Here is a 25,770-nt window from a genome sequence, read left to right as displayed (position 1 = left end):
GTCGGCTAGAATTTTGTCAATAATGACCAAACCGTTTAGTGCAAAATTCGTCTAAAGATGGAAAGTCTACAGCCATTCGCAACTCAAACCCCCAAGGTGCATCAGATTCTCAACGGCGCGAAGCAGGTATTTCTAGAGCTTGGGTATGAAGGAACCAGCGTAGAAGCGATTGCCCGTCGAGCCAAAGTCTCGAAAGGGACACTCTACAACTACTTCCCTGATAAGCGGGCGTTATTTACGGCAGTGGTTGAGGGGGAATGTCACGAGCAGGCACAACGCATTTTTCAGATCGAGCGCAATGGAGAAGCGATTGCAACTGTGTTGTATCAGATTGCACTGAACTATGTGACTTTTCTGGTGTCGCCCTTTGCTCAGAGTATGTTTCGGATTGCGATCGCAGAAGCCCAACGGTTTCCTGCTCTCGGTCACACCTTCTATCGGTCGGGTCCAGAATTGGGGACGCATCGATTGATACAATTTTTCAATGAAGCCGTGGCGCGGGGCGAACTGGTGATAGACAACCCAGAACTGGCTGCCCATCAGTTTATCGAACTATGCAAAGCGGATCTCTTCTATAAATGCTTACTTAGTGTCAAAAGTCAGGTCAGCCCCTCTGAAATTGAACGGATCGCGAGCGGTGCAGTCGAGACTTTCCTGAAAGCTTTTGGTCGATGAGGTGAGATGGAAAGCTTTGGACGTGGAGCGATTGCCAATTTCTCGGTCGTTTGAGCGATGTCAACAACGCGTTTTAATGTCCTGTATAGCGAGTTGATGGGTGTTTGGAATTAGTAGTGCGATCGGATCGTAAAATAGTAACTCAAAGGTTAAGTCTAAATTTGCGCTTGGCGGTGAGCAAATCGCTAAATCAAGCGATCCAGAAGCTACGCGCTGACTAATCAATTGAGTAACACCAACTTCTAACGTCAGCCTCACTTTAGGATGATCATGACAAAACTGCACCAATATGGCAGGCAAATGGCTTAATCAAAAGCTTATAATAGTACAAATAGACTATGAGGTAGGGGGATCTCCCATAGCTTTTACTGCAAGAACTGTATAAGCTGTGTATGTATGTATACAGATCTTCCTAAGACGTTGTAAGTAAGGGGGTGAGCTTAGTGCTGTCCTGCTTTGACATAGCAAACTATTTTATTTGGATAGCGAATGAAACTGGCTCCTTCATTAGTAACTTGAAGCTTCAAAAGCTTGTTTACTACGCTCAGGCTTGGCATATTGCACTCCACAACAATCCTCTCTTTGAAGAAGATTTTGAGGCATGGGTGCATGGACCAGTAATTCCATCTCTGTATCAGAAATATAAATCTTTTGGATGGCAGCCAATCTCTGAAGATGTTGCTCCTGAGCTTCCTAACGACGTTTTTCAATTTCTTGATGAAGTTGCGGAAGAATATTTTGCTTGCGATGCCTATGAGCTAGAGCAGATGACTCATGCTGAAGATCCTTGGAACTGCGCTAGAGGAGATCTAGCCCCGGACGAACCCTCTAATGAAGTTATCAAGAAAAAGTGGATGAAGGAGTTTTACGGAGCACGTGTCGAAGAAGATTAAAAAGACTAAAGTCCCAAAGACTAGTACATCTGGGATTAAATCAACAAAGCTGAAGCCACAAGGCATCAGCTTTTCGTTTAAGTACTATCAGGATGGTCATAATAAGTTCTCTTGTAATGAGAAGGCAGCTACATATTGGTTAACCCTAATTGACCGTCTAAAGGCTCTGTCAGGTTTATCTAATCAAGAACTACTAGTGAACCGCAGTAGCACTCTTAGATGTCATCCAATTAGATGGGAGGACACAAGTGAAAATGGCTTTGGATTGCCGAATGAGGAGCAGTTAGTAGACACCCCCTACCAGTTTTCTCTCTCTTCAAATGAGCATGGCAGAGTTCATGGATTTCTTATTGATGAAGTCTTCTACATTGTTTGGTTAGATCCCAACCATTTGCTTTATTCCGCAAAAGGTTAGTAGAGAGCGCCGCATAACAACCCCAATGCACACCGACCGTCGAGAGGTTATTGGTTGGAGTTTGAGGTTACTGGCGGCGGGTGATTGGGAACGTTGTGCCGTCGCGCCGCAGCTTGGCAGAAGGTGTTAGTAAACTATAGGTATGAAACCAGTTGTGTATCTGATGTGTGGCCTGCCGGGGTCTGGCAAAACGACACTCTCAGGAAAACTCGAATATGAAAATAATGCTGTGCGATTTTCTATAGATGAATGGATGCTGAATTTTTACGGTGAAACGATGTCACGCGAAGAGTTTGACGAGCGTTTTGAGCGGTGCGAACATATGATATGGAAAACTGCTAACCGTCTGACTCAGTTAGGGGGTTCTGTCATCTTAGATTTCGGCTTTTGGAAGAGGGAAAGAAGAAGGAATTATAAAACTCGCATCACAGAAACAGGAGCACATCCGGTCTTGTATTACATTCAAGTTTCTGACGAGGTTCTACAGCGTCGGCTTGAGGCGAGGAATGAACTTTTGCCTGATGATGATGATGTATTTCATATCACCGAAGAGATGCTCTATTCTTTCATAGCTCAGTTCGAGCCTCCAACCGAAGAAGAGGGGTTCGAGATTGTAGAAGTGAAGTCCTGATGCACTAACAACGGCACAACAAGGCGCTGCACCCGACCACCTACAGCCCTGCGCTCGTGCCTCGCTTTGGGCTTCCAGCAGCGGGTGAATCGGAACGTTAGGATCTGGAGCGAATAGCGGCGTACCTCAAAAGGTTAGACCTACTCTACATTGCAACTCCACGCAACGCTGTGGGCAGTTGTTGTATGTTTGATTTTCTGGGTGCTCTGGTGGGTGTTTTAGGTTATGCCAAAGCTCGCACAATTGGGCACTAACAAGAACCCAATTGCAGCTTATAGCGCTACGCGCTATACCCGCGTTCAAGATTGCCGCAGGTTAGCGTAGCTGACGTTACGCCTAGAAACCCCTCACAGAGCTGGTCGCTTGGACTGAGCGAAGGTCATAGCGATCGCAGTTCATCACCTTGTCCTACGCCGCCACAAAGTCATTGACAAACTTCTGCTCGGAGTCCACACATCCGTAAACTTCTGCGAGGGCACGGAGCTGAGAGTTTGAGCCGAAAATGAGGTCAACACGGGTAGTAGTCCACTTGGGTTCACCCGTTTTGCGATCGCTCCCCTCAAACTCATATTCATCTTCAGAGGTCGCCTTCCACGTTGTCCCCAAGTCGAGCAGGTTCACGAAGAAGTTATTGGTCAACGTCTCTGGGCAATGGGTGAAGACACCGTGCTTAGACCCGCCAAAGTTTGCACCCAGGACGCGCAAGCCGCCCACAAGAGCCGTCATCTGAGGGGCTGACAGGGACAGCAACTGCGACCGATCGACCAGCAGCTCTTTATCATCAACAGCACGCATCGCACTGGGTAAGCCGTGCCCACCCTACATCTACTCAGAACTTTCAAAGTAGTCGGCGGCTTACTTTGCCAAACCGTGTTCTAGGGCATAGCGAACTAACTCGGTGCGGCTATTGGTTCCGGTTTTACTAAATAAACGGCTGACGTACTTCTCAACATTGCGGACGCTGGTTTCTAAGCGGCGGGCAATTTCTTTATTCATCAGCCCTTGGGCAACCAAATCTAAGACACTTTGTTCGCGGGGAGTCAGATCAATGCGAATGGGTGGCGGCGTCTGCGCGATCGCTCCCCGTTGGTCTAACATGCCTCTGATTTCTGCAATCTGCTGGGCAATTTTTTCGAGTTCAACATTGCCATTCGACGTTTCAGGAGTAGTGGCGCGACGTTGTAGCAAGTTTTCGATCATTGCTACCAACTCATCGGGGTCAAAGGGCTTTGGCAAGTAGGCATCGACTCCTGCTTGATAACCCCGGATGCGATCGGAGGTCATTCCCCTAGCGGTGAGAAACACAACAGGTAGGGCTTTAAAGCGGGGGTCGTTGCGTAGCTGCTCAAGGAACTGATAGCCACTTACCTGTGGCATCATGATGTCGGAAATAATTAAGTCAGGGTGGTTTTGCTGCAACAAACTCCAGGCATCCACAGCATTACTAGCAACCTGGACGCTAAAACCACTTTCTTCTAAATAGTCCTTAACGGCTTCACGTACTCCTGGTTCGTCGTCTACTAGTAATAGTTGTGCTGACATCGATCTTCCTTTGCGGCTGTTTCATTTAACGATAGGGACAAAAAACGCCCCTATTTTTCAGGATACCCGTCTGAGCTGATGCTGGAGGAATTTTCTAGCCATTCAATTGCCTTCGCCTTCTCCGGTAGTCTCGCTTCCCGTTGCCCATTTGTCCGCGCCCAGGCACCAAATAAGCCAATCGGTGTACTGACAATCTCGATGGGAGAAGTTCGCCGCGCGATCGCTCTTACACTATGAATCGGTACTTCCTTCACCAACCACCGCGTCAAGCGACGCATATATTCTGGTGGTTTCATCTCCCGCATCAACTCAACACCGTGCAGTTCGTGCAAGTAGCGATTTGAACGACCGTAACGCTGCCACTGACTTTTATAATCTTCCAGGGTTGAGCGGTGGCGATGACGGACGATCGCATCTGGGGAAAACTGTAACTGGCAGTTACTCTGCTGCTGAATGCGCCAACACATATCCGCATCGCCTCCCGTTGTCAGATAGGGGCGAAATAGCCCCACCGTTGCGAAGATTTGCCGCCGAATTGCCAGGTTTGCCGTCTGACCGTAAGGATAAAAGGGATGGCTCAGGGTATGTCGCTGAGACAAGACATCATTTTTGTCGGCGTGTCGTTCTAGTAAGGTTTTACCGGGAAAGGCAGCAATTTCACCAACAACTATGCCAATGGTGGCGTTAGCAAACGGCTGCATGAGCTTTTCTAACCATTGAGGCTGAGGACGACAATCGGCATCTGTAAAGGCGATAAACTCGCTTTTTGCTGCCCGAATGCCTGTATTACGGGCAGCATAGGAGCTTTGGATTTCCGTTTCTGCCAGGTAACGGATTGTAATTCCCTCAAAAGACGCTTCCTTAGCAGCGGTTTGGATAATTGATGCGGTGCGATCGCGACTGGCATTATCCACCAATAAATACTCCACCTTCTCTACCGGATAGGTTTGCGTCCGCAAGCAGCTAATCAAATCCGGTAAATCAGCCTCGCCGTTATAAATCGGAATGACTACAGAAACGTTAGGCAAAAAAGCTTGGGAAGCGCTGCTATCAGTAGGAGGAATGACCATAGCGTTCTTTTTTTCACAATTAGGATTGACGCGCTGAAGGCGTCGCCTACGAGTTGGCATTGCCAATCCCCTACAGAAAACGAGGGCATTCGAGCGTCAACTGCGTAACTCATGACAATCTTAATCGGTGAACCTAACCGATGACAGGATGAAAACTCTTAATTAGGCTACTTCTTTGCTGCTACGCAATTTTCTCTTGAGTATCTCTTCCCTGTTTAACTTGTGAGGGGTTCGGGGAGCTATAAGTCCCGCGCTGTATCTGAAAGGTCAGCGTTGGGATAAATGGAAGCGTCGGGAGGATGTCACAAGGTTTAGACGTGACAAAACTCTCACGTCTAAACCAAAATCAGTAACGCTACTGAATTATATTCGCGAACCTACCGTTGACTTTTTCATCCCACTACAGAAGATGTCTTCCGCAATCTTCAAACCGAGCGGAACGCCTCCGATGTGTTGAGAAAAGTCGGGTTCGTCATTGTTTTTGACTTTAAAGGCATCAAAAACCCAATGGACACCAAGGTAAACTCGGCTTAGTCCATTCTCTATAATCATCTGCCATAAACCCCCAGCAAACTTACGGCGATGAGTTGGTCGCACGGTACCTTCATTATCCTGAGTGCCGCATTCAAGCTCTGCGTTGCCGCTGTTGAGTTCATCGGAAATCAGATCGAGTCCGTCAAATAAGTTGTCAGGTTTTCTGTTTCCAACCTTTACGCCATAGAAAAGCCGCGTGATATGCAGAGCCGCAGCCCCAAAAGTAGCGTGTCCTGATGGATATGCCGGGAAATTGGGCGTGAAATTCTTGTTCAAGGTTAGACATTCTGCACATCTTCGCCTTGGATCTTTATCCATTGCCAATATTGATTCCTCATCAGTCTGAGACAACGACCGATTCGTCGGTGGATTTATCGGGGCGTTTGAGAAAAACTTTCTATTGAGAATGTTTGATTTTGGCGCGCCTAACGGCAACCAAAACGGATCGCCATCATCTGAAATATCGTTGTTAGCTTTGGTTGCTGCTGGGCCAAAGGATTCATCGTGTTCGCGAATCCCAACTACGGGACGCCACAGATCGTGGATGTATTTCTGATCCCAAGCCAAAATTCCGGCATCCCCCATCGCTACGTTCACCAAGGCAAATAGACGGGCGTTTTGGTCTTCCGTATTGCCTTTAGCGATCGCCACACGCCGAACAATCTGGTTGTACAAGCGTGGCGGTGTTCCTAACCGGATGGCTCCGTCATAACCCCAGAAAATACCAATCAACGTTTCTTCTGGGAGTCGTTGTTCCTTCTCGAACTTTTTGGGCAGTGAGCCGATCAATTCGGGCATAATTCCTTTCGCGCGTACCTGCCTCAATGCCTTCAAATATTCACCATCACCGCGCGGGGGGGCATCAAGTTCATGGCGCGCTGTAATCGCAAATCCCTTTGACTTTGCTCCGTAGAACGGTGCGTCAAAACATTGATCGGGGTTATTGGGGTCGGGACGATGGCGGAAACGCTCAGGCGAAGGCTTGTAGCCATCGGAGTTTGCTTTGGGATCGCTGGCTCGATCGGCAAGAATTGCTTGAGCTACTTGCACTCCAAAGCCATGTCCTGAGTTAGAGGGGTCGCCAAGTTCTGCCAGCTTGGAATCAAAAAAAGCCTTTTGGCAGGAAAATAAACTTTTCAACGTTTCGTAGGCTGCCGCCGCAACTGCCGCTTGTGGCGACGCACCCTTTGGGGCAGTCGGTAGTCCGGGCAAGTAAGGTGGCAATTCTGGTGGATTACCTCGCACACCAGCGTAAGCGTCATACATTGCCAAATGAACAATGGCTAGCGCTCGCGAACTTAACGTCGGCCCGTTTTGTTCCCTCTTATCTACTTTAGTGTGGCTTTCGCGGTTAGCTTCGAGTGCTACTTCGTTCCAAGCGAGAATTGAATCTGCCATAGGGGTAAGTATTCTCCCAAAATTTAATGAGGCAAACCAAAATCAGGTCGCGAGCAATATACTGACGCGTCCAACAGGGTAGAAGTCTCTTTGGCGTGAATGCCCGACGACCAAGGTTAGCGGCAGCAGATGACAATGACTTTACTCTGGCTGTTACGTTCATTTTGGAAAAACTCATTCAGTCCCCGCAGTACCCCTAAGGGTACTTTCGGAGTTTTTGCGATCGCCGGAAAGGATTAAAGATTACGTGTTGCGATCGCCTTGTTGGTCGTTCAGTCCAGAAGCGCTGCATCAGGTGACAATTCTGTTTAGTGATCGCGGCAACTGAGTTAGACCGCTATGGAGTGCGATCGCACTTAAAAAAAAGCCCAAGCATAAGTTTGTTCATGGCAATGGTGTACCTTGCCATTGATGTGCTCTCTTTTTGGCAGCTTCAACGCCCTTCTGAGGCAACGGTTGACCCGGTTGAGGTATTAGACCTTGTTTTTCAACTACTTCCCAACCCTTCCCATCTGCTTTCTTGATAACTCTTTGAGCTTCAAGCTCTGCAAGCTGTGCGTCTAGATAATTTTGTCCCATCTCCGTTAATGCCAACCCCCGGCTAATTCCTTTTCTGCCTATGGGAGACCATATTGAGAAACAACGTTTTACCATTAATCCTACTGTATAGCTGTTTAAAAATTTTTCCTCATAGTCTTTTTCAGGTAAAACCTGGATGCCTAGCTCGAATTTTTTAACAGAATCTTGCCAGCGATAGCAGTAATGTGAAATAAGCTGATTGAGGTCATTATTTTCAAATTCGCTCTGCTCAATTAGGTGATATGAATGTTGCAATTTATTGTTGTAATTATATGAGCAACGAAAGGCATATCTAGATTCAATTCTTGCATTAGGTTCTTGCCTACGTTGCTTCCATTCTTTATCGTTTTTCACTTCTGTGAGTAGAAGTCTCATTTCATTCTTATACTTATAGTCAACTCGCTCGCCTTCTTTAAAGTGACAATCTTTTCCACAAAACCTGATGTTATCCTGTTGATGCCAGCGCCAATCAATATCGTCTATGAGCCGAAATGCTATCCAATCTATCTGCTCGACCTCACTAGGTTTTAAAAAGGGTTGATAAGTGTTTGAGACTGAGTTCGGATTAGAGGCGATCAGTTTTAAAGTAGGTTGATAATGCTTTGAAATCAATGGTATTGCACTCACCGAAGGTACTGAGACACCACTGACGGTTGGTATCTGTATCAGCGTTTTTGCCAAGCCACCAGACCACATCAATTCCTGCATTTAGGTAATCCTCCGTTCGTTTCTGAAGTTCTTCAACTGTGATTGAAGAGAGTTGACACTCATGCACTACTACCCAACCATTAGGGAACAGTATGGCAACATCGGCAACTCGTTTGGTTTCTTCGCAACGCCACTCATACTCAATTCCGGCTGTGCTATATCCTGCTAATTCTTTTATAAGAGTTTTAGCAATAAGTTCTTTACCAGCTCTGTGTTCATCACTCTCAGGATGATATCCATAATTAGTTGTGCATGGGATGCTGGGTTGATGGGCAAAGTGAGGACGCCTAACCACACCTGACTTAATAATCATGGGAACACCACAGAGCTGGCAGATAAGGTCTCCTTTTACTAATTCTTCTCGTGGACTTTTTAATTTTGTAATGTCTACCCTTTCGCCTGTACTCTTTTTAAGTGCGATGAATGGCATTTTGGCTCTATAGTTGCTACTGCCTAGTCTTCTGAATTGCTTTACTTAATTCTATAGACAAAAATAGCAACAACTTCCAGACGTTAACTGTTCTAACAATTAGAAAATTTACCGTTTTGCGATCGCGTTTGTTGGTGTGCGGAGTGCGATCGCACTCACTCTTCCTCACCTTTGTTGCGGTGTCGTCTAAGGTAAGGGTGACGTGAAAAGCAAACTGATGACTGTGGTACGGGATTTTATTTATGAACCGAGATCCGGAGAGAGACGATGAAGCAACCAAGCTTCGTCCCCAAGAAGAACTGGATTTGAGCGATCGCGAAAAAAGGGAGATCAAGCGACTAGGTCGCCCTAAAGCTGTCATCATTCACGAAGCAATTCGGATAGAAGGTGAGAGTCAATTACGCAGTTCGCTTTCCGAGCTAGCTTGGTCTGGGTTAGCTGCTGGACTCTCGATGGGCTTTTCACTCGTTGCAGAGGGCTTAATTCATGCAAGCCTACCGGATCAACCCTGGCGTCCATTGATCTCAAATCTTGGATATAGTATCGGTTTTTTGATTGTGGTGATGGGTCGCCAGCAGTTGTTCACAGAAAAGACACTTACAGCAGTTTTGCCTTTACTGAATCGCTTTAATCTGAGGAACCTAAAACGAGTCTTGCGGCTATGGATTGTAGTACTCTTGAGCAATCTGGTTGGGACGTACCTGTTCGTCTGGCTTTTAGGACATACCGAAACCTTTACACCTGGAGTCCGGCACGCGTTCACCCAGATAGGTCATGCAGCGATGGCTGGTGGCTTCTGGACAATCCTAGAGCGAGGGATTTTTGCTGGGTGGTTGATTGCCTTGATGGTATGGCTGCTCCCCGCAGCGGAATCTTCCCGGCTATGGATTATCATCATCCTCACCTATCTAGTGGGGCTGGGTGGGTTAGCGCATAGCATTGCTGGCTCGGTTGAAGTCCTCTATCTCGTCACAACCGGAACGACCTCTTGGGGAGCGTATTTCGGCGGGTTCATGGTGCCTGCACTACTGGGCAATATCTTTGGTGGAGTCACACTGGTTGCTGTGCTTAACTATGGACAAGTTGCCCCACAGACAAAATGAAACGCTGGATTGTTCAGCAGCGCCGTCGCCAGATGGATAATACCCAGAGAGCTTTTTTTGAATTTGAGCATTAGCAATATCGTTACCCTACTACAAAGCTTGGAAAGCTGAGAGCTAGAGAATGTTGTTAGAACTGAGGCAATTGAGTGTTCCACCAGGGCAACGGGTATTGTTGCACAATGTTACCTGGCAAGAATTGGAAGTCATTCTAGAGGAATTGGGGGAACATCGTGCTGCAAGAATTGCCTACGATAATGGAACGCTAGAGATTATGACGCCACTGCCAGAACATGAGGGCAACAAGGAAATTGTTGGGGACTTGGTGAAGGCGTTGCTGGAAGAACTCGACATAGAATTTAGAAGCCTTGGCTCGACAACATTCCAAAATCAAGCGATGGCAAAGGGGATTGAGCCTGATCAGTGCTTTTACATCCAGAATGAGGTGGCAATTCGGGGGAAGAAGCGAATTGACTTGAGAGTCGATCCTCCCCCCGACTTAGTGCTGGAAATTGATATCACCTCTCGCACCCACCCCAGCATTTACGAGGCATTAAACGTTCCCGAACTTTGGCGATTCGAGCGGGGCAAACTACAAATTAACGTCCTGCGAGAGGGAAAATATGTTGAATCTGAACAAAGTCCAACCTTTCCGGGAATGCCGCTAGCTGAGGTCATTCCTCAATATTTGGAGCGAAGTCAAACCGCAGGGAGAAACGCAACCTTGAAAGCATTTCGGCAATGGATGAGGACGCTCTCATAGCGATCGCGGTAAGCGAACCGTACCAAAATGCGATCTGCGCTAACGCTCGAAGACTCGCTAACGCCCATAAAGCCTTCCTCGCCTTTTTAGCCCTATCGTGTAAATTTGGGCAAGTTGAACAGCTAGTGCGATCGCCCTTCAAAAAAAGACGATATAAAGCAGCAATAAAAAAGGTGGACAATACCTTGCCCACCCTACTGAATTGATTTAGTAATTAGCCCCAAATTACGCACAACACAGCCAGAATTCCATTCACCAAATAAAACACGCCGACAATTTGGGTTTCCGACCATCCGCTGAGTTCTAAGTGATTGTGGAATGGGGACATCTTAAAGAGACGCTTACCCACACCATTTTCATCTTTGGTTGCTTTGTAATAGGCAACCTGCGCGATTACTGACAGGGACTCAACAAAAAACAGGAGGCTGAGAATAAACAGTACCCACAAGTTTTGAGTGAGAAGCCCGACGGCGGCTAGTGCGCCTCCTAATGCTAAAGAACCTGTATCCCCCATGAATACCTTGGCGGGGTTGCGGTTATGAACGACAAAGCCCAAACAGCTACCGCTCATACAGGCACAAAAGATTGTTAAACCTAAGGATACAGGTGCAGCGATCGCGCCCAATCCTAATAAAGCGATCGCACAAGTCCCCGCCGCCAGTCCATCCACTCCATCGGTGAGATTGGTGGCATTACTCTCCGCCGCTAGCACAAAGACGGCGATCGGCCAAAACAGTAACCCCAAAGGCAAAACGATACCCAAAGGCAGGTTAATCGTCGTCATACTAGCAGGCTGAGTCCATACTAGCCACAGGCAAAACAGCACCCCCACAGCAAGTTGCAGTCCCAACTTCACTCGTGGGGAGATGCCTTTATTCGAGCGATAGCGGATGATTTGCCAGTCATCTAACAAGCCGATTCCCCCATAGGCAAGGGTCACAGTTGCTACCGCCACAACATCAGCCGCAAAGCCTGATGCCACCAATGCAACTATTACTGCCACAGGGATGAAAAATACCCCGCCCATCGTCGGAGTACCCGCTTTGCGTAAATGGGTTTGAGGCCCATCTTCGCGGACAATTTGCCCCATTTTCAAAGCTTGCAAAGCAGGGACTGCCCAAAAACCTAACGCGGCTGTCACTAAGGCACTAACTACCAAAGGCAAGGTAAGTGAGGCAATCTGTACCGGAAAGCGATCGCCTCTCCAGTCAAGAATTACAGCAAACAGGCTCAACCCAACGGCTAAAAGAGCCAGGAGAGTTATTCCTGAAACGTTCAACGACCGTTCAGAAAATGATGATTTTGTGTCCACAACAAACGCTCCTCAACCACAAAGTCCCGCATTGGTCACGGTACTTGAGGGAATCGTAACATTCCTGATCAAGCATTACCTCTAATTCCTAAAAAAGCATCAGCACCGATTTGGCTGATGCTCGTTTGGGGGTAATGGGGGATGAGGATTTTTAATAAACCACACTCCTGCACACCAAGACGCGGAGGTTAGAAAGAAGAGGAGATGAGGTGATGGAGAAAACCGATAACCCCTTACCTCTAACCCCTCATACTTCATACTTCATACTTCATACTTCACACTCTCTCCCCTACTCACCGACTCAGCACTCAGGACTCACCGACTCCCTTCATTAGTAGCGGAAAATAGCGGCAACAGGAGCATTACCGGGCACTTGGTCAGGTTCGGTGGCAAACACGGTACCGCCATTCAAGAGGGTATGAACCGCCGCGAAATCTAACAAATCTTCGTCGCTATTTTGTTCTTCTTCGTGCAACTGCACTGTATCACTCTCAGGGTCATACTTACCCCACTGCTGATAACCCGTTGCCACAAACAAGGAATCAACGCGATGATAGTAAGCTGCTTTGACTACTTCTTTCAAATCCTGAGAAGCTTGCTCTTGGTTGTTGCCAGAAAACTCTCGGTAACGTTCCGCCGCTTCTGCTTGGGCTTTATGGAAGTAAGGCTCCAGAATTCCCCAAGCCTTTTCCTGTAACTCTTCTGGCTTCATATGCTCCGGATTGCCAGAAATACCTTCTTCCATCAGATGGGGGTAAGAATTGGCTCTTTGGTAAATGGGGTGCAAGTACTTTACGCCTGCCAGCACCATCGGCACGTTCTCATCGTGCAGCAAGTCTTGTAAGCCCCGATTAACCTGGCTGAAGAATCGCAGAATCTGGTTTTCTTCGTCTTCATCGACACCTCGCCCATGGATAGTACCAGGGTCTGAGCCAGGAGCGCCTGCTGATGCTCCGCTATGAGTTGTAGTGAACTGAGTTTGGTTTTCTGTGTCGTCGTACCGGAGGGCTTCTTTCAGGCTCTCAGGAATGTCTTCAAGCTTGTGGAGATCGATTTCATCAATTTGGTGCTGTGTACCTTGAAGCAGTCTGAGCTGATTTTGGCTAAGGGCGAGAATGTAGAATCTGCCGTTGTTATTTAATAACGGCATCAGTGGTTTGAGATGGAAGCGATCGCCAACAACTACTAATTCCTCAAAATCAAGCGGTAGGCGATAGTAGTGAAAGAAATTATCAGCAATAAAGATGGCTAGCCCGTGATCCTGGTGACGCCAGAAGTTGTCCCGATCAAGCTCTTGAGCGGGTTTGAGCAATTCTACTGCATCGGCTTGGCGCAAACCACTTTCGACTAGGTGTTCCTCAGCTTGCCGCATCAAATTCTTAAAGCGGATGGGATCTTGTTGAATCTCTGGCCCGGCTGTGTGGGTGGGCATATAAATAGAAACGCAATGCTTTTGTGATTTCTCAACTAAGGTTTTGAGTTCTTCTCTAGACAGTAATGGCATGAGTTAAAAATCCTATATCAACAAAAATTTCGAGAACGAAATAGCCAGGCTGCACTAATAATGCTGAGGCTGACCTGACTAAGTATTTGTTCTGAAATGAAGGCAGTCGTTATTTAAAAAATACGGTCTACCTTTGTCCATTGCAGCGAAGATAGGTGCCAGATTCCTCCTTCTAACGATAGGAACTGGCATAACTCGACAAAATATTGAGAGATGGATGTAGCGGTGTTGTTATATCAGGTGGCGTAATTGTTGGTCAGGTGCCATTACTGTCTTCTTTTGGTGAACCAGGCTTGGCATCAATAGGTTTAAAGCCGTGCTGAGGTATCTTCGCTTCTTTGGTCGTAGAGGGGACGGTCACTAAACTTCTGGCGCATTCTCAGCAAAAATCCTAAGCTTAGTTGTTTCATTAACCAATACAAGGCGGCAACAATCACAAAGGTAATAGCAATGATTAATACGGGGCCTTTACTCGCTAAGTCGTCAATGATGCTATCTGCCAAAGCATCGGGCTGAGTGATCAAGTCCCAGCTATTGAATCGTTGGAAGCGTCCTAGGTAGATCCCAATGGCACTAAGGGCATGGGTAATTAGCTCAACGGCAAGGATGTAGTGGCTTTTGCCTTGTTTGTGCAGGTAGTAACCTAGGTTGATGAGGGACATCACGTAGGCTTGAAATCCCCCTAGGATGAAGAACAGATATAGGGGAACAAGAACGAGGGTAATAATCCAGATGGAGTAACCTTCACGAATGTCATACACCAGATGCAAGATATCAGTTAGGACGTAGGGTGCATTGGGTAAAAAGGCGAAGAAAACGAGAAGTCCTAACCACCAAAGGATGGAGCGTTGGCGGGACAGTCGGAATAGCCAAATGCTTAAGGCTACGGGAATGAAAGCTAGGAAAAGATTCCAGGTCATCCAACGGCGATTTATGGCCAAGGCAGATAAAGCAACGGAAATCCATGTCAGCAGTTGGGCTTTCATCGGCGCGTTGTTAAGGTGGACATTTTTGGCTTAGACACTAGTATAACTACGGTGACTTGGTTGGTTGAAGAGGGGAACTATGGCTAGGTTTTAGTGGGGCGGTGCTGGCAGTTTTTTTGATTGAAGAAGAAAGTTAAGAGGAAAACCTGAGCTTGGGGGGCTTCCCCCAAGCCCCCCACTGGGGGCGCAGCACCGCCCCTAGTCCCCCCGTGCAAGGGGTTATGGGTTTATGGACATAAAGGTAAATGAAGGTAAAGGTATTTAGGGGAATTAGAAATTAGGGCGAGGTATGTATCTCTTTTTTTAGAGGGTTTTGGGGGAGTTAAGGGGGTGGAACAATAGACTGGAAGGGAGGATATTACAGCCGGGTAAGGGGGGAAGTGTGGAAGGTTCTTTGCAGGAGCAGTTACAGGGGGCGATCGCTGTTTATGGCGATCGCGTGGATTATTTGGAGGTTCGCTTTGAGCAAACTGAGTCTACTGCTATTTCGTTTCGAGGCTCTCGGTTAGATGCGGTAGACCGCAGTTTTGGGGCTTCTGGAGGCATTCGTGCCTGTCACAAGGGGGGCTGGAGTTTTGTGACGTTTAATGGCTTGACGGAGTTACATGACCGCCTGGAGGAGGCAATTTCTCAAGCCAAGTTGGTGGGGAAGGATAAAACAGTTTTAGCGTCTGTCGAACCTGTTCAAGATTATGTGGCGGTGCAGTTGGGGCGCGATCCGCGTGGGGTTTCAATGGCGGATAAGCGTCAGTTGATGCAGGAGTACAACCAACTGTTGTTGGATTATGACTCCCGGATTCAGACGACGATGGTGGGCTGGCGCGATCGCTTCGGGATTACCTATTTTGTCAACTCTACTGGCACTTGCCTTGCCCAAGAACGGCTGGATGTGTCAGCCCGGTTTGGTGCAATTGCTCGTGGGGAGGAGGGTGTCGTCCGTCAAGGTTTTGAGTCAGTTCACTCCCGTGCGGATTTTGACGCGTTTGTTGGTATTGAAGACCGGGTTTTGGGAGCAGCAAAACGCGCGGTTGGGCAATTAGAGGCAAAACCGGTTAAAGGGGGTCAACATACTGTAGTTTTAGATCCCTATCTGGCGGGTGTGTTTATTCACGAAGCTTTTGGGCATCTTTCAGAAGCGGACTTTGTTTATGAAAATCCGAGAATGCAAGAGTTGCTTACCCTAGGGAAACCTTTGGCAATTGAGCAATTAAATGTTGTTGATGATGCTACTCTCAGCGGTTTGCCTGGTTCTCTCACCTATGACGATGAAGGTGTTCCTGCTCAACGCAAGTATTTAATTAAAGACGGGATTTTGAATCAACGTCTACATTCTCGCGAAACGGCGGGGAAAATGCAGGAAGCGCCCACGGGGAATGCTAGGGCAATTGGTGCTACATATCCGCCAATTGTGCGGATGACAAATACGGGAATTGAGCCGGGAGATTGCCCGTTTGAGACGATGATTGCAGATATTGATCAGGGGGTCTATGCCGTACGAATGCTGGGGGGGCAAACTAACGGCGAGATGTTTACTTTCGCGGCGGCGGAAGGTTATATGATTCGCAATGGCAAGGTTGCAGAACCTGTTAGTGATATCACGCTGACTGGCAATGTCTTTCAAACTCTCAAAGATATTGAGGCAATTGGTGATGATGCCGTTTATGTCAATGGTGGCTGCGGTAAGGGGGGACAAATGCCGTTAGCGGTGAGTGTTGGTGGCCCTCATGTGCGGATTAAGGATGTCGTCGTCGGGGGGCGATAAGTCACTGTGGGTACTCAATAGCGTTTTGCCACTTCGGCGGAGGAAAAGCAGAAATCGATATGCTCTTGAGCGGCGGGACTAGCTCTAGGGAATTGATTCATCCCTAGTTGTTTGAGGCGTAAGCTTAGATAAGGTTATGCAGCCAGAAGCTTGTCCTATCAATTTGGGGAGAAGGGCGATCGCTCTACTCCCAAACCCTCCCGTCTGGCATCGTTGCTCCTGCCAAATTCACATCACTCAAATCAACCTTCTCAAGATTTGCCTGGGTTAAATCAGCACCACTCAAGTCAGCCGCACTGAGATTCGCTCCTACCAATTTCGCCCCAACTAATTGAGCATTCCTCAAATCGGCATTACTCAGCTTGGCGCGACTCAAATCGGCACCATTTAGTCGCGCCTCTTGCAAATTTGCTCCTACTAGTTGGGCTTTACGTAAACTGGCGTTTGTTAAATTGGCATGGCTTAAATCGGCAATTACCAGCTTTGCGCCATCTAATTGGGCATGGCTTAAATCAGCACCTTTGAGAATCGCACCGATGAGATTAGCATGGCGTAAGTCAGCCCCGGATAGTTGGGCATTGGCTAAATCTGCGCCTTGAAAGTTTCTGCCGCCTGCGGCGTAGCGCGATCGCATTTCACTGGCATCCGTAACGCTAATCTCTCGTTGCGGAGGATGGCGGAAGGTAAAGGTGAAAGTGTCGCCACTCTGCATCACCCGCCACATCTCCTCATAAAGGGAATAAGAACCGACACCACTCAACTTCACCCAACCTCGTGCCCTAGTTAAAGCGACAAAGAGCTGGTTCCGCAGGTAAAGATTGCTCTCATCCTTGGCAACATTGTCCAATCCCACCACATACACCATATCCGCCTCATTCCCTTTAGCGCGGTGGATGCGCGATACAGTGACGCCACCCTCACACCAAAACTTATTGGGATCGCGTTTAGTTTTGTCGGTGTAAAGGATGTTGCAGTCAGCCGCACTGGGAATGTAGATATCAATGCCTTGGGACATCAAGAACTCCGCCGCATCCGCTTCCAGTCGCATCGCCTCGAAGTTTTTACCTAGAACGATGACGAGAATCTCGCGGCTGGGCTTAAGTCCGTCGTAAAGGAGATTGTAGAGGATGTTTTCAACTAACGCTGTCAATTCCTCTTGGCGAGAACGATAAGCAACGAACTCCAAAACGGGTTTTTCCCACAGTTGCGGGACGAGGTTAGGAGAATTTTCCGGAGGGCGTCGGAGAGTAATTTGCTGTCCGGGGGTGAAATGTCCCTTGACTTCATAACCAATTGCCTGCCAATCTGCCGCACGGGTAATGCCAGTCAGCATTCCACCCTGACGCAGCAACCCCATCCCGATACCGTGGGCGGCAGTGAGAATGGGATGGGGAGTGCGGTAGCAGCGATGCATGATTTCGCTTTTTTTGATGCCCCCCGCGTACTGTCCTGTAACGAGATGCCCCAACTCTTCCCCAAACAGTTCGCTGGCATTAGGAATACTTAAGCTTTCCAGGCTTTGGGCTTCGTCGTAACCCCAGATTAAACGCCGCAGTTCTGGCTGGGTGGGAGCGATAGGGCGCAGGGCTTGATATGCCAGCCAGTAGAAGGGCTGTTTGCCTTCAAACTTAAACGAGTCATCCACAATTAAGTCTTGCCCTTCATCAATCAAGATGGCATCATATAGCGTAGGGATGACCGTATTGTGCAATAACTGTGTGCATACTTGGGCCAGCGCTTCATTCGGTCGCTTACTTTGAGTGTCGTTGACGGTAAGGCGCTGCACTCTAGCTGCTTTGCAAATGGTGCTGTAGAGTCCGAGTTGATTTTTGGCTCCCCAGGCATGAAGCGCTTGGAGTTTAAGATTTTTTGAGTCATAACGCACTTCGCCGCTACTGAAGCGACGCAGCCACTTGTCCAACTGCTCAAGGATGTGGTGGTACAGGCTGCGGCTGAAAAAGACGAAGGCAATATCCCAATCGGGATGCTTCAGGTGCATGTGAGCCGCTTTCTGGCACAGCAGGACGGTTTTGCCCGATCCGGCGATGCCGCGAATCCGCTGCGGGCCAGGGGGGATGGCTTTGCCGATATGTTCTTGCTGTAGGTCAAATTCAAAGAGGCGATCGCGGACTTCTGCCAGGACGCTGGCGCGGGTTTTTTGTTCGTTGTGTGGGGGCACGACATGCCGTACCCCTACCCGTTTGCGGAAGACGGGGGTACCGCTAATGACAGCTTGCAGCAACCGCCACTGCTCATCGGTGAGGGGGAAACCTTTGATGATCGGGGTGGTTTGTTGAATAAGTTGCAGGAGGTTGTTGTTTGACTCTCCCAACCCTGCCTTTCTAAGAGGCGTTGAAGCTGGATTAGGGATAGGATTGCTCTTCAAGCTCCCCTGCTCCCCCGCTCCCTGGAGCTGATCTTGAAAAATAATTGGAGGACAGCTAGGTAATTGATAAAAGCCGCTGTTGTACCAGTCTTCTTCGGTAATCGAAGGCAGGCAAACTAAGGCACGACCGCTGACTTTTCGGCGCAAGAGAGGTTCGCGATCGCCATACCCCAACAAAGCAAATAACTGATTTTCCGCTTGCTCGTAAGGGTTGCTGCTGGTGGTGTAGAAGTTCTGAAATTCCCAACGATGCCCGCGAATTGTTAGTATTTGCTCAATTTTGACGGATTTAATCTCAATAACGACTAAACCGAGTTGGGCATCGGCAATGAGGATATCTGGCTCTTTGCGAGACTTTCCCACTTTGGAAAAAATGGGGTAGCGCCAGTAGCCTAGACAATCCCGCTTGGCAAAGGCATCCCGCACTGCATCCCAGGCTTTTTGTTCTCCTGCTTCTCCCCCTTTAGCTAAGGGTTCGGTGGTAATGAAATTATGGCTTTGATTGTCTCGACGCGCCATTTCATCTGTGGTGAGATTTTTCAGAGCGTCCCTAAAGCGATCGCAACCATTCTTTGAGAAAGTCGAGCAAGCTAGCACCGCCCCAAAACACGGCAATCAGAATTGATGTCGATAGAATTGCTGCCATCAAGCAAACAACTAATCCTGCCAAACTAATTGCGCCATCATCTTCGATTAAGCCGAAGCCTGTAATGAAAATTCCCATGGCTGGGAGGGTATTAGTGCCGGGAATCGGAATCATCATGGAGATTGCCATCAGCGCGATCGCGCAACCCATAATTACCCTACCCGGTAGTGATGTACAGATATAGGTCATACGGGGATGGGCGATCGCTTCAATCCGTCGTAACCAGGGAAGCCCTGCTTTCAGGATGCCCTGCACTTTTTTTAGTTCAATGGGATACCTCATGGTACGCTCTGGTAGCCAAGGGCGTTTGGCACCCGCAATCAACTGAACGGCTAAGAGAAAAATGACAATTCCAAAGGGAATTGAGTAACCCGGTGCTGGTACTGGTAAGGCAGATGGCAAAGACAACAACACTAATAAAAATCCGAAAATTCGTTCTTCTGCCAAGAGCAAAATTTCTGCCAACTTAACCTGAGACGGTCGTTCTTCCTCAAAAAAATAGCGTTGTAGTTCCACAGAAAGTCTAGCCATCACACCTCAAGCTAATTTTTAAACTAATAACCTAACATTTGAACGCCGAACATTTAAAATTATCCTTTTTTGTTTTTTTTGCGCCGTTTCCGCAGCACTATCCACAGAATAAATCCGACTAACAACGCCGCTATCACAATTTTTGCTATGGGCCCGATGTACTTTTCAACCAGATAGTATTGCTTGCCCAGAGTATATCCAGCAAATGTCAGTATCCCCACCCATAGAGTAGTGCCGAGGGTTGAATAGAGGATGAAGGGGACTAGAGGCATTCCATTGATGCCTGCGGGTAGGGAAATCAGGGTACGTACTCCCGGAATCAGGCGACCTAAAAACACCGCCTTCCCGCCTTGCTTATCGAACCAGTTATCGGCGCGATCGATATCCCGAACCGAAAGGGAAACCCATTTACCGTACTTGTTAGCAAAAGCCTTTAAGCCCTCCTCGCCCCAGAACTTCCCCAAGTAGTACCAGGGTAGTGCCCCCAAGATTGTACCCACCACTCCTGCTGCGATCGCTGGAATTAAAGCCAGCTTCCCTTGCGAGGCGGTAAATCCTGCTAGCGGCATAATCAACTCCGAAGGAATCGGGGGAAATAAGTTTTCCAAAAACATCAATAGCCCGATTCCCAGATAGCCTAGAGAATCAACGATGTTAGTAATCCATTCGCCCATCAGGTTAATTCCTTTTGCAGGTAGTAAAAAGGTTAATGATTATGCGCCATTGTGCAACTGAACTTGTGTATATTATGCAGAGATTATAGGCAAATGGAGATTTCTTCCCCTCAGCAAGTTAACTTCAAAAAAGGGATAAGCTTTGTGGACTTATCCCTTCAAAAGAGGCGTATTTTCAGGAAAAGAACGACTGTTGTAATACTTTTGAAAATTGAGCCATTAACTTTAGAAAACCTTATCTCTACAAGGTTTAGGTTCCAGAAGTCCAAGAGTTGATGTACTCGACTTGCTCAGGAGTTAGAGTGTCAAGCTCAATCCCCATGGCGTGCAACTTCAATCGGGCAATTTCCTTATCCACTTCCTCCGGGATAGAATGTAAACCGGGTTCAAGCTTTCCTTTATTTTTCACCAGATACTCGCAAGCCAAAGCTTGGTTGGCAAAGCTCATATCCATCACAGCGCTGGGATGTCCTTCAGCGGCGGCTAGGTTTACCAAACGTCCTTCACCCAAGACGATGACCGATTTGCCGCTAGGGAGTTTGTACTGCTGAGTAAATTGTCGCGCTTCTTTGACTTCTGTGGCTTGGGCACCCAAGGACTGGAGGTCAATTTCAATGTCAAAGTGACCAGAGTTGGCAACCATTGCGCCATCTTTCATCACCTCGAAATGCTCTGTACGGATAACGTGCTTGTTACCAGTAACGGTGATAAACAAGTCGCCTTGGGGAGCGGCTTTGGCCATTGGCATGACTCGGAAGCCATCCATTACGGCTTCAATCGCTTTGGTGGGGTCAATTTCGGTGACGATGACGTTGGCACCCATACCTCGGGCGCGGAGGGCAACGCCTTTGCCGCACCAACCATAACCTGCAATGACGATGGTTTTTCCAGCCAGCAAGACGTTGGTGGCGCGAATAATGCCATCCAGGGTTGATTGACCTGTACCGTAACGGTTATCGAAGAAGTGTTTGGTGTCGGCGTCGTTGACGTTCATGGCTGGGAAGCTCAGAACGCCATCGTTGAACATGGCGCGAAGACGGGTGATTCCGGTGGTGGTTTCTTCTGTGGTGCCGATCACCTCGCTGAGTTGGTGCTGGCGTTCTTGTACCAGGGTAGCGGTGACATCGCTGCCGTCATCGATGATGATGTTGGGTTTGTGGTCGAGGGCAATGCGGACGTGGCGGCTGTAGGTAGCGTTGTCTTCGCCTTTGATGGCAAAAACGGGAATCCCATAATCAGCAACTAGACTGGCGGCAACATCATCTTGTGTAGAGAGGGGATTGCTGGCAATCAGCAGGGCGTCAGCACCTGCGGCTTTGAGGGCGATCGCTAAATGTGCCGTTTCTGTAGTGACGTGGCAGCAAGCGATTAAGCGAATCCCAGCTAGAGGCTTTTCTTGGGCAAAGCGCTCCTGAATTAGCCGTAACACTGGCATTTCTCTCCCAGCCCATTCGATCCGTTGTTTACCAAGGGGGGCGAGGGAAAGGTCTTTGACTTCGTGCTTGAGCTGAGTAGGAGTTGCAGTCATGAATTTATCTATTGAACCAAGATTTCACTAAATTAACCTTTATAACTTTAACTTTATCCCTGCGCCAGAAACCTGAGCAGAAACTATCTTTCTATCAAGGGCGATCGCGCTGCCATCCCTTGAAGAATAAAGGACGTAGCGGCGGCAAGTTCTGTTAGTAAGCCCTGAGGAAGAAAATTTTCTCTAACTAAAGGCATAAGTATTCCTACGATGAAGCCGATACTTTGGCATTGAGCAAGGTTTATCCCGTTGCTCAGTGGTCACAGATCGCTATTTTGAGTTATGGCAGTGCCACAGTGTCATTCAGCCAATATTGGCTAATTTCCATCAACAAGGGGTGTTGAGCGTACTCTTAGCTGATCTTTCTTACTGTTTAGCAGGAAACTGCTGTTTTGGAGGTGTTGAATAAAACATGCGCTTGAAATTTTGGGTAACTCGCTTGAGTGCGATCGCTTCTCTACAAACTGTGGCGATCGGTGCTGGGGTTGTATCCCCCGCCTTAGCGCAGTTCCCGATCCCAAATTTATTCCCATCAGCCCCCAACTTACCGACGGCTAGCAGCATAGCAGAGAGGACAACTTCGACCTGTATCCGGTTGGATGGGTATTGTCTGTTTCGCATTGCTGCTCCCCAATCCGAGTTGTCTGCCCGTCAGAAAGACATTCAGCAGAGATTAGACCAGATAAGCCGTCAGTATCTGCAAGCTGACAACCCCAAACCTGACGTTAATGTTAGCGAAGAAAATGACTTGCCAATCATCGAAATCAATGGCGAGTACTTCTCAACCGTTACGGATCTGGATGCAAGATTGCAAGGGGTAGATCCACAAATCCAAGCCAAAAGAATTCAGCAAGAGCTACAACAAGGACTGGAGCGGGCAAAACTGGAACGCACGCCGCGATTTCTTACCCGTCAAGGTGCCATTGCCGGGGGGACTGGCATCATAATTATCTTTATTGGCTGGGGGATTTACCAGCGACAGCGCCAGTCCATATTTCTCAAGCAACAACTGCAGCCCAAAGATACTCCCGCAGGACAACCGATCAGTACCCAACTATCTCGCCGCCAGCAGTGGAATATGAAAGAAGCCCAGCATCGGCTTCTACAGTTGGTACAAGGGCTTGTGTTGGGAGGCGGTGGACTCTTCATCTTGGGCTTGTTTCCCTATACGCGCATCCTGCAAGCTGGGATTATCTACGGACTGCGGATTCCTTTACAGCTAACGCTGGTCGGATTGGGAACTTATGTTGTAATTCGTCTCAGCTATGCCTTGATTGACCGCTCTGCCTCTGCTTTAGCTAGCAATTATCTACAGACACCAGAATCTGACCGACGGCTGCAACTGCGGGTATCTACGGTTTCAGGGGTCACTAAGAGTATTGTCACAGCTACCTGGGTAGGAGTTGGTATCTTAGTCGCCGTCTCCACAATTGGCATTAATATTGCTCCGTTGCTAGCGGGTGCTGGTTTAGTGGGTGTTGCATTATCACTGGCGTCTCAAAACCTGATCAAAGATGGGATCAATGGCTTTTTAATCATCCTAGAAGACCAATATGCGGTCGGAGATGTGATCAGTGTGGGAGATGTTGGGGGTTTGGTAGAAAAGATCAATCTGCGGATTACCCAAGTGCGAGACGCAGAAGGGCGATTAATCACGATTCCCAATAGTGAAATTAGGATAGTTGCAAATCTTTCTAGTAACTGGTCGCGGGCAGATTTAACTATCCCGGTTGCCTATCACACCGATGTCGATCAGGTGCTGCAGTTGATTAAGTCGATCGCCGAAGCAATGAATCAAGATTTGATTTGGCGCGAACAAATTCTTGAGCCGCCGCAGGTTTTGGGGGTGGATAATTTTGGCGATCGCGGCATCGTTGTGCGGGTGTGGATTAAGACGCAACCTTTGAAGCAATGGCAGGTGGCGCGGGAGTTTCGCCGCCGCTTGAAGGTAGCCTTTGATAACGCTGGATTGCCTTTATCTTTACCCCATCAGGAAGTATGGTTAAACCGCTCTCTGGCAATGAGTTCAGACTCAGATGGCAAGCACTTTTCCTCCTCAAAACAGTACAAGTGAACTATAATAGAAGAGAAGGTTCGGCAAGCTAACTAACGTCTGAACACCTGAACTATCAAGGTTTGACCCCATGACGAAGCACTACATTCTCAGCCTCAATCCGCACGCACAGTACGCCTGGGATCAGTGTTCCTTACGTGACCCGATCGCGGCTGAACATCCAGATTTTGCCAAGCTGATTGCCGAAGCTGTGGAAGAAGAAGCAGGTTCTTTTTTAGTTGCCGTCACGATTGAAGTCAAAGTTTTGGAAAAAGCCGCAACCTCTCAGCCGGAAAGGATGGCTGTGAAAAAGCAACGACAGGAATTAGTCGCTTAAGTTCAGATCTTACCGCCAGTATTTGTACCTCCCTGAACTTGCTAGAGAGGGAGCTAACTTCGTCAGAGGATAATAAAGCATGGAAATGAGTCAGTATCCTGCCGCGATCGCTGCGTCGGCACAAGTTGTCAATCAATTAGACTTGCAAATCACCGCTGTTGAGCAGCACATTGCCCGTTTAGAAGGCAACGCCGACCGTGTCGCCGCCTTTGAGCAAGGATTGAAAAATGAAAACCAGCGTCGAGGGCGTCGTTTTGAGTTACTCTGCGTTGACCAAGAATACCAAACCGCACAGAATACTCTGATTCGTCTGAATGCTGAAAAAGCCAACACCCTTACACAGTTGGAATATCTGCGAAACCAGTTTAGCGTCGCCAAGTTAGAAGCAAGAATGGCGATCGCCCAACAACTTACAGGAAATGAATCTCGCGAACTAGTTGGCGTGTAGCGATTGTTGAGAAATTACTTTAATTGTCGGGTGGGCACATTGCTCACCTTTTTTTATTTGTCCGCAGTCAGTTATTCTTGCTAATGGCTAGTTGCTAATTCCTAGGGCACTAATCGCTAGAATATTTCCATGACTCAAGTTACACCACAAGAAATTGCTCAGTTTCGCACTCAACTAACAGACAACGCCACAGCGATGAAGGCACTCGATGCCATCGAAGACTGTGACGGGGACTTAGAAGATGCAGCAATTTCCCTGGCAATTCGCGCCGGACAGCAACCCCAGCGAGAAAATTCTGAATGGTTAGATTCACTAGCCCGTAAATGTCGTGCAGTCATCTGTCAAGCAGAATTTCGGGAAGACTTGCAAGCCGATTCCATTGCTAGAGCAGTGGAGTATTTGGCACAGACACCGTTACTACCCGAAATTTTAGCAACGCCAGTCTTGATGTATGTCCTGAGACAAGGCATTGACAGCTTTTGTGAACCCCTTGATTCACAATTGTTATAGCTTTATGAGCGCTTCAATTATTGATAGCTAAAATAAATAACCCCGCTAAATAGCGAGGTTATTCTGTGAAAGTGGGGACTGTTAAATAACTACGGCATTAAAGCAAAAATTGCCAAGATTTAATTGAATTCAACAGTCCAGACGAAAAAAGTTTAAAGTCTTTCAGGGTTTTCACAAACCGGATTGGGATTATTTAAACAGATGTAAGTTCCAGGTTCGCGCTCGACATCATCCATATACTGAGTCGTTTCTATCAGGGGGTCTACCGTATCTTCTAGTACGGGGTCAGGTGTAGTCTCGAAGGTATCTTCTGGTGCGGGGTCGGGTGTAGTCTCAAAGGTATCTTCTGGTGCGG

Annotated in this window: 25 protein-coding genes and 1 pseudogene; 11 read left to right on the top strand and 15 right to left on the bottom strand. The window is 48.0% G+C overall.

Annotated elements, in window-relative coordinates; genetic code table 11:
- Positions 1-57 precede the first annotated feature (57 nt).
- Positions 58-675, top strand: a complete 618-nt coding sequence (locus AC5JR3_RS12640; RefSeq protein WP_495846452.1) for a TetR/AcrR family transcriptional regulator — start codon at positions 58-60, stop codon at positions 673-675.
- Positions 676-735: 60 nt separating this feature from the next.
- Here AC5JR3_RS12640 and AC5JR3_RS12635 read toward each other — a convergent pair whose 3' ends face one another.
- Positions 736-975, bottom strand: a complete 240-nt coding sequence (locus AC5JR3_RS12635) for a LysR family transcriptional regulator substrate-binding protein (RefSeq protein WP_495846450.1) — start codon at positions 973-975, stop codon at positions 736-738.
- 134 nt (positions 976-1,109) lie between these two features.
- Here AC5JR3_RS12635 and AC5JR3_RS12630 point away from each other — a divergent pair, with 134 nt between their 5' ends.
- Together AC5JR3_RS12630 and AC5JR3_RS12625 are read left to right on the top strand one after the other, a co-directional pair.
- Positions 1,110-1,568 (top strand): Panacea domain-containing protein, encoded by a 459-nt coding sequence (locus tag AC5JR3_RS12630; RefSeq protein WP_495846448.1) that lies wholly within the window; start codon positions 1,110-1,112, stop codon positions 1,566-1,568.
- Positions 1,569-2,125: 557 nt separating this feature from the next.
- Positions 2,126-2,614: a P-loop nucleotide/nucleoside kinase family protein gene (locus AC5JR3_RS12625; RefSeq protein WP_495846446.1), complete on the top strand. Its 489-nt coding sequence runs from the start codon at positions 2,126-2,128 to the stop codon at positions 2,612-2,614.
- Positions 2,615-2,950: 336 nt separating this feature from the next.
- Here AC5JR3_RS12625 and AC5JR3_RS12620 read toward each other — a convergent pair.
- From AC5JR3_RS12620 to AC5JR3_RS12595, 6 genes and pseudogenes are all read right to left on the bottom strand, one after another.
- A pseudogene (locus tag AC5JR3_RS12620) lies at positions 2,951-3,391 on the bottom strand (catalase/peroxidase HPI); the annotation flags it as partial.
- A 78-nt stretch (positions 3,392-3,469) separates the two neighbouring features.
- A complete protein-coding gene (locus AC5JR3_RS12615; protein ID WP_495846444.1) occupies positions 3,470-4,156 on the bottom strand; it encodes a response regulator transcription factor in 687 nt (228 codons plus the stop codon).
- A 50-nt stretch (positions 4,157-4,206) separates the two neighbouring features.
- Positions 4,207-5,226: a glycosyltransferase family 2 protein gene (locus AC5JR3_RS12610; protein ID WP_495846556.1), complete on the bottom strand. Its 1,020-nt coding sequence runs from the start codon at positions 5,224-5,226 to the stop codon at positions 4,207-4,209.
- Positions 5,227-5,589: 363 nt separating this feature from the next.
- Positions 5,590-7,158, bottom strand: a complete 1,569-nt coding sequence (locus tag AC5JR3_RS12605; protein ID WP_495846442.1) for a vanadium-dependent haloperoxidase — start codon at positions 7,156-7,158, stop codon at positions 5,590-5,592.
- Positions 7,159-7,542: 384 nt separating this feature from the next.
- A complete protein-coding gene (locus AC5JR3_RS12600; RefSeq protein ID WP_495846440.1) occupies positions 7,543-8,349 on the bottom strand; it encodes a hypothetical protein in 807 nt (268 codons plus the stop codon).
- Positions 8,303-8,875, bottom strand: a complete 573-nt coding sequence (locus tag AC5JR3_RS12595) for a competence protein CoiA (RefSeq protein WP_495846439.1) — start codon at positions 8,873-8,875, stop codon at positions 8,303-8,305. Before AC5JR3_RS12595 ends, AC5JR3_RS12600 begins: the two co-directional genes overlap by 47 nt.
- A gap of 242 nt (positions 8,876-9,117) precedes the next feature.
- On the opposite strand from AC5JR3_RS12595, the gene AC5JR3_RS12590 reads away from it, so the two are divergent.
- From AC5JR3_RS12590 to AC5JR3_RS12580, 3 genes are all read left to right on the top strand, one after another.
- Positions 9,118-9,978 carry a formate/nitrite transporter family protein gene (locus tag AC5JR3_RS12590; RefSeq protein WP_495846437.1) on the top strand — a complete coding sequence of 287 codons (861 nt, stop codon included), beginning with the start codon at positions 9,118-9,120 and terminating at the stop codon, positions 9,976-9,978.
- A gap of 121 nt (positions 9,979-10,099) precedes the next feature.
- Positions 10,100-10,738, top strand: a complete 639-nt coding sequence (locus AC5JR3_RS12585; protein ID WP_495846435.1) for a Uma2 family endonuclease — start codon at positions 10,100-10,102, stop codon at positions 10,736-10,738.
- Positions 10,717-10,944 carry a hypothetical protein gene (locus AC5JR3_RS12580; protein WP_495846433.1) on the top strand — a complete coding sequence of 76 codons (228 nt, stop codon included), beginning with the start codon at positions 10,717-10,719 and terminating at the stop codon, positions 10,942-10,944. The genes AC5JR3_RS12585 and AC5JR3_RS12580 overlap by 22 nt, the downstream gene beginning before the upstream one ends.
- Positions 10,945-10,952: 8 nt before the next feature.
- Here the strand turns inward: AC5JR3_RS12580 and mraY are convergent, their stop codons facing one another.
- The 3 genes from mraY to AC5JR3_RS12565 form a co-directional block, all read right to left on the bottom strand.
- On the bottom strand, positions 10,953-12,050 hold the full coding sequence (gene mraY / locus AC5JR3_RS12575) for a phospho-N-acetylmuramoyl-pentapeptide-transferase (RefSeq protein WP_495846431.1): 1,098 nt from the start codon (positions 12,048-12,050) through the stop codon (positions 10,953-10,955).
- Between the two features lie 331 nt (positions 12,051-12,381).
- Positions 12,382-13,554: a baeRF3 domain-containing protein gene (locus tag AC5JR3_RS12570; RefSeq protein WP_495846429.1), complete on the bottom strand. Its 1,173-nt coding sequence runs from the start codon at positions 13,552-13,554 to the stop codon at positions 12,382-12,384.
- Positions 13,555-13,862: 308 nt separating this feature from the next.
- Positions 13,863-14,540 (bottom strand): DUF1361 domain-containing protein, encoded by a 678-nt coding sequence (locus AC5JR3_RS12565; RefSeq protein WP_495846428.1) that lies wholly within the window; start codon positions 14,538-14,540, stop codon positions 13,863-13,865.
- A gap of 394 nt (positions 14,541-14,934) precedes the next feature.
- On the opposite strand from AC5JR3_RS12565, the gene AC5JR3_RS12560 reads away from it, so the two are divergent.
- Entirely contained in the window at positions 14,935-16,302 is a 1,368-nt protein-coding gene (locus tag AC5JR3_RS12560; protein WP_495846554.1) for a TldD/PmbA family protein, read from the top strand.
- A gap of 184 nt (positions 16,303-16,486) precedes the next feature.
- On the opposite strand, the gene AC5JR3_RS12555 is transcribed toward AC5JR3_RS12560, so the two are convergent.
- The 4 genes from AC5JR3_RS12555 to ahcY form a co-directional block, all read right to left on the bottom strand.
- Positions 16,487-19,207 (bottom strand): pentapeptide repeat-containing protein, encoded by a 2,721-nt coding sequence (locus AC5JR3_RS12555; RefSeq protein WP_495846427.1) that lies wholly within the window; start codon positions 19,205-19,207, stop codon positions 16,487-16,489.
- Between the two features lie 31 nt (positions 19,208-19,238).
- Positions 19,239-19,865 carry an exopolysaccharide biosynthesis protein gene (locus tag AC5JR3_RS12550; RefSeq protein WP_495846425.1) on the bottom strand — a complete coding sequence of 209 codons (627 nt, stop codon included), beginning with the start codon at positions 19,863-19,865 and terminating at the stop codon, positions 19,239-19,241.
- A 59-nt stretch (positions 19,866-19,924) separates the two neighbouring features.
- Positions 19,925-20,539, bottom strand: a complete 615-nt coding sequence (locus tag AC5JR3_RS12545; protein WP_495846423.1) for a DedA family protein — start codon at positions 20,537-20,539, stop codon at positions 19,925-19,927.
- 250 nt (positions 20,540-20,789) lie between these two features.
- Positions 20,790-22,067 carry an adenosylhomocysteinase gene (ahcY, locus tag AC5JR3_RS12540; protein ID WP_495846421.1) on the bottom strand — a complete coding sequence of 426 codons (1,278 nt, stop codon included), beginning with the start codon at positions 22,065-22,067 and terminating at the stop codon, positions 20,790-20,792.
- A gap of 412 nt (positions 22,068-22,479) precedes the next feature.
- Here ahcY and AC5JR3_RS12535 point away from each other — a divergent pair, with 412 nt between their 5' ends.
- From AC5JR3_RS12535 to AC5JR3_RS12520, 4 genes are all read left to right on the top strand, one after another.
- A complete protein-coding gene (locus tag AC5JR3_RS12535; protein ID WP_495846419.1) occupies positions 22,480-24,141 on the top strand; it encodes a mechanosensitive ion channel family protein in 1,662 nt (553 codons plus the stop codon).
- Positions 24,142-24,211: 70 nt separating this feature from the next.
- A complete protein-coding gene (locus AC5JR3_RS12530; protein ID WP_495846417.1) occupies positions 24,212-24,457 on the top strand; it encodes a hypothetical protein in 246 nt (81 codons plus the stop codon).
- 79 nt (positions 24,458-24,536) lie between these two features.
- Positions 24,537-24,905, top strand: a complete 369-nt coding sequence (locus tag AC5JR3_RS12525; RefSeq protein WP_495846416.1) for a hypothetical protein — start codon at positions 24,537-24,539, stop codon at positions 24,903-24,905.
- A 129-nt stretch (positions 24,906-25,034) separates the two neighbouring features.
- Complete coding sequence (locus tag AC5JR3_RS12520) at positions 25,035-25,415, top strand: hypothetical protein (RefSeq protein ID WP_495846414.1); 381 nt, start codon at positions 25,035-25,037, stop codon at positions 25,413-25,415.
- Positions 25,416-25,567: 152 nt separating this feature from the next.
- Here AC5JR3_RS12520 and AC5JR3_RS12515 read toward each other — a convergent pair.
- The coding region (locus tag AC5JR3_RS12515; RefSeq protein WP_495846412.1) for a hypothetical protein at positions 25,568-25,770 on the bottom strand (203 nt) is incomplete at its 5' end.

Source organism: Kastovskya adunca (assembly GCF_059505785.1).
This window is presented reverse-complemented; position numbering and strand designations above follow the sequence as displayed.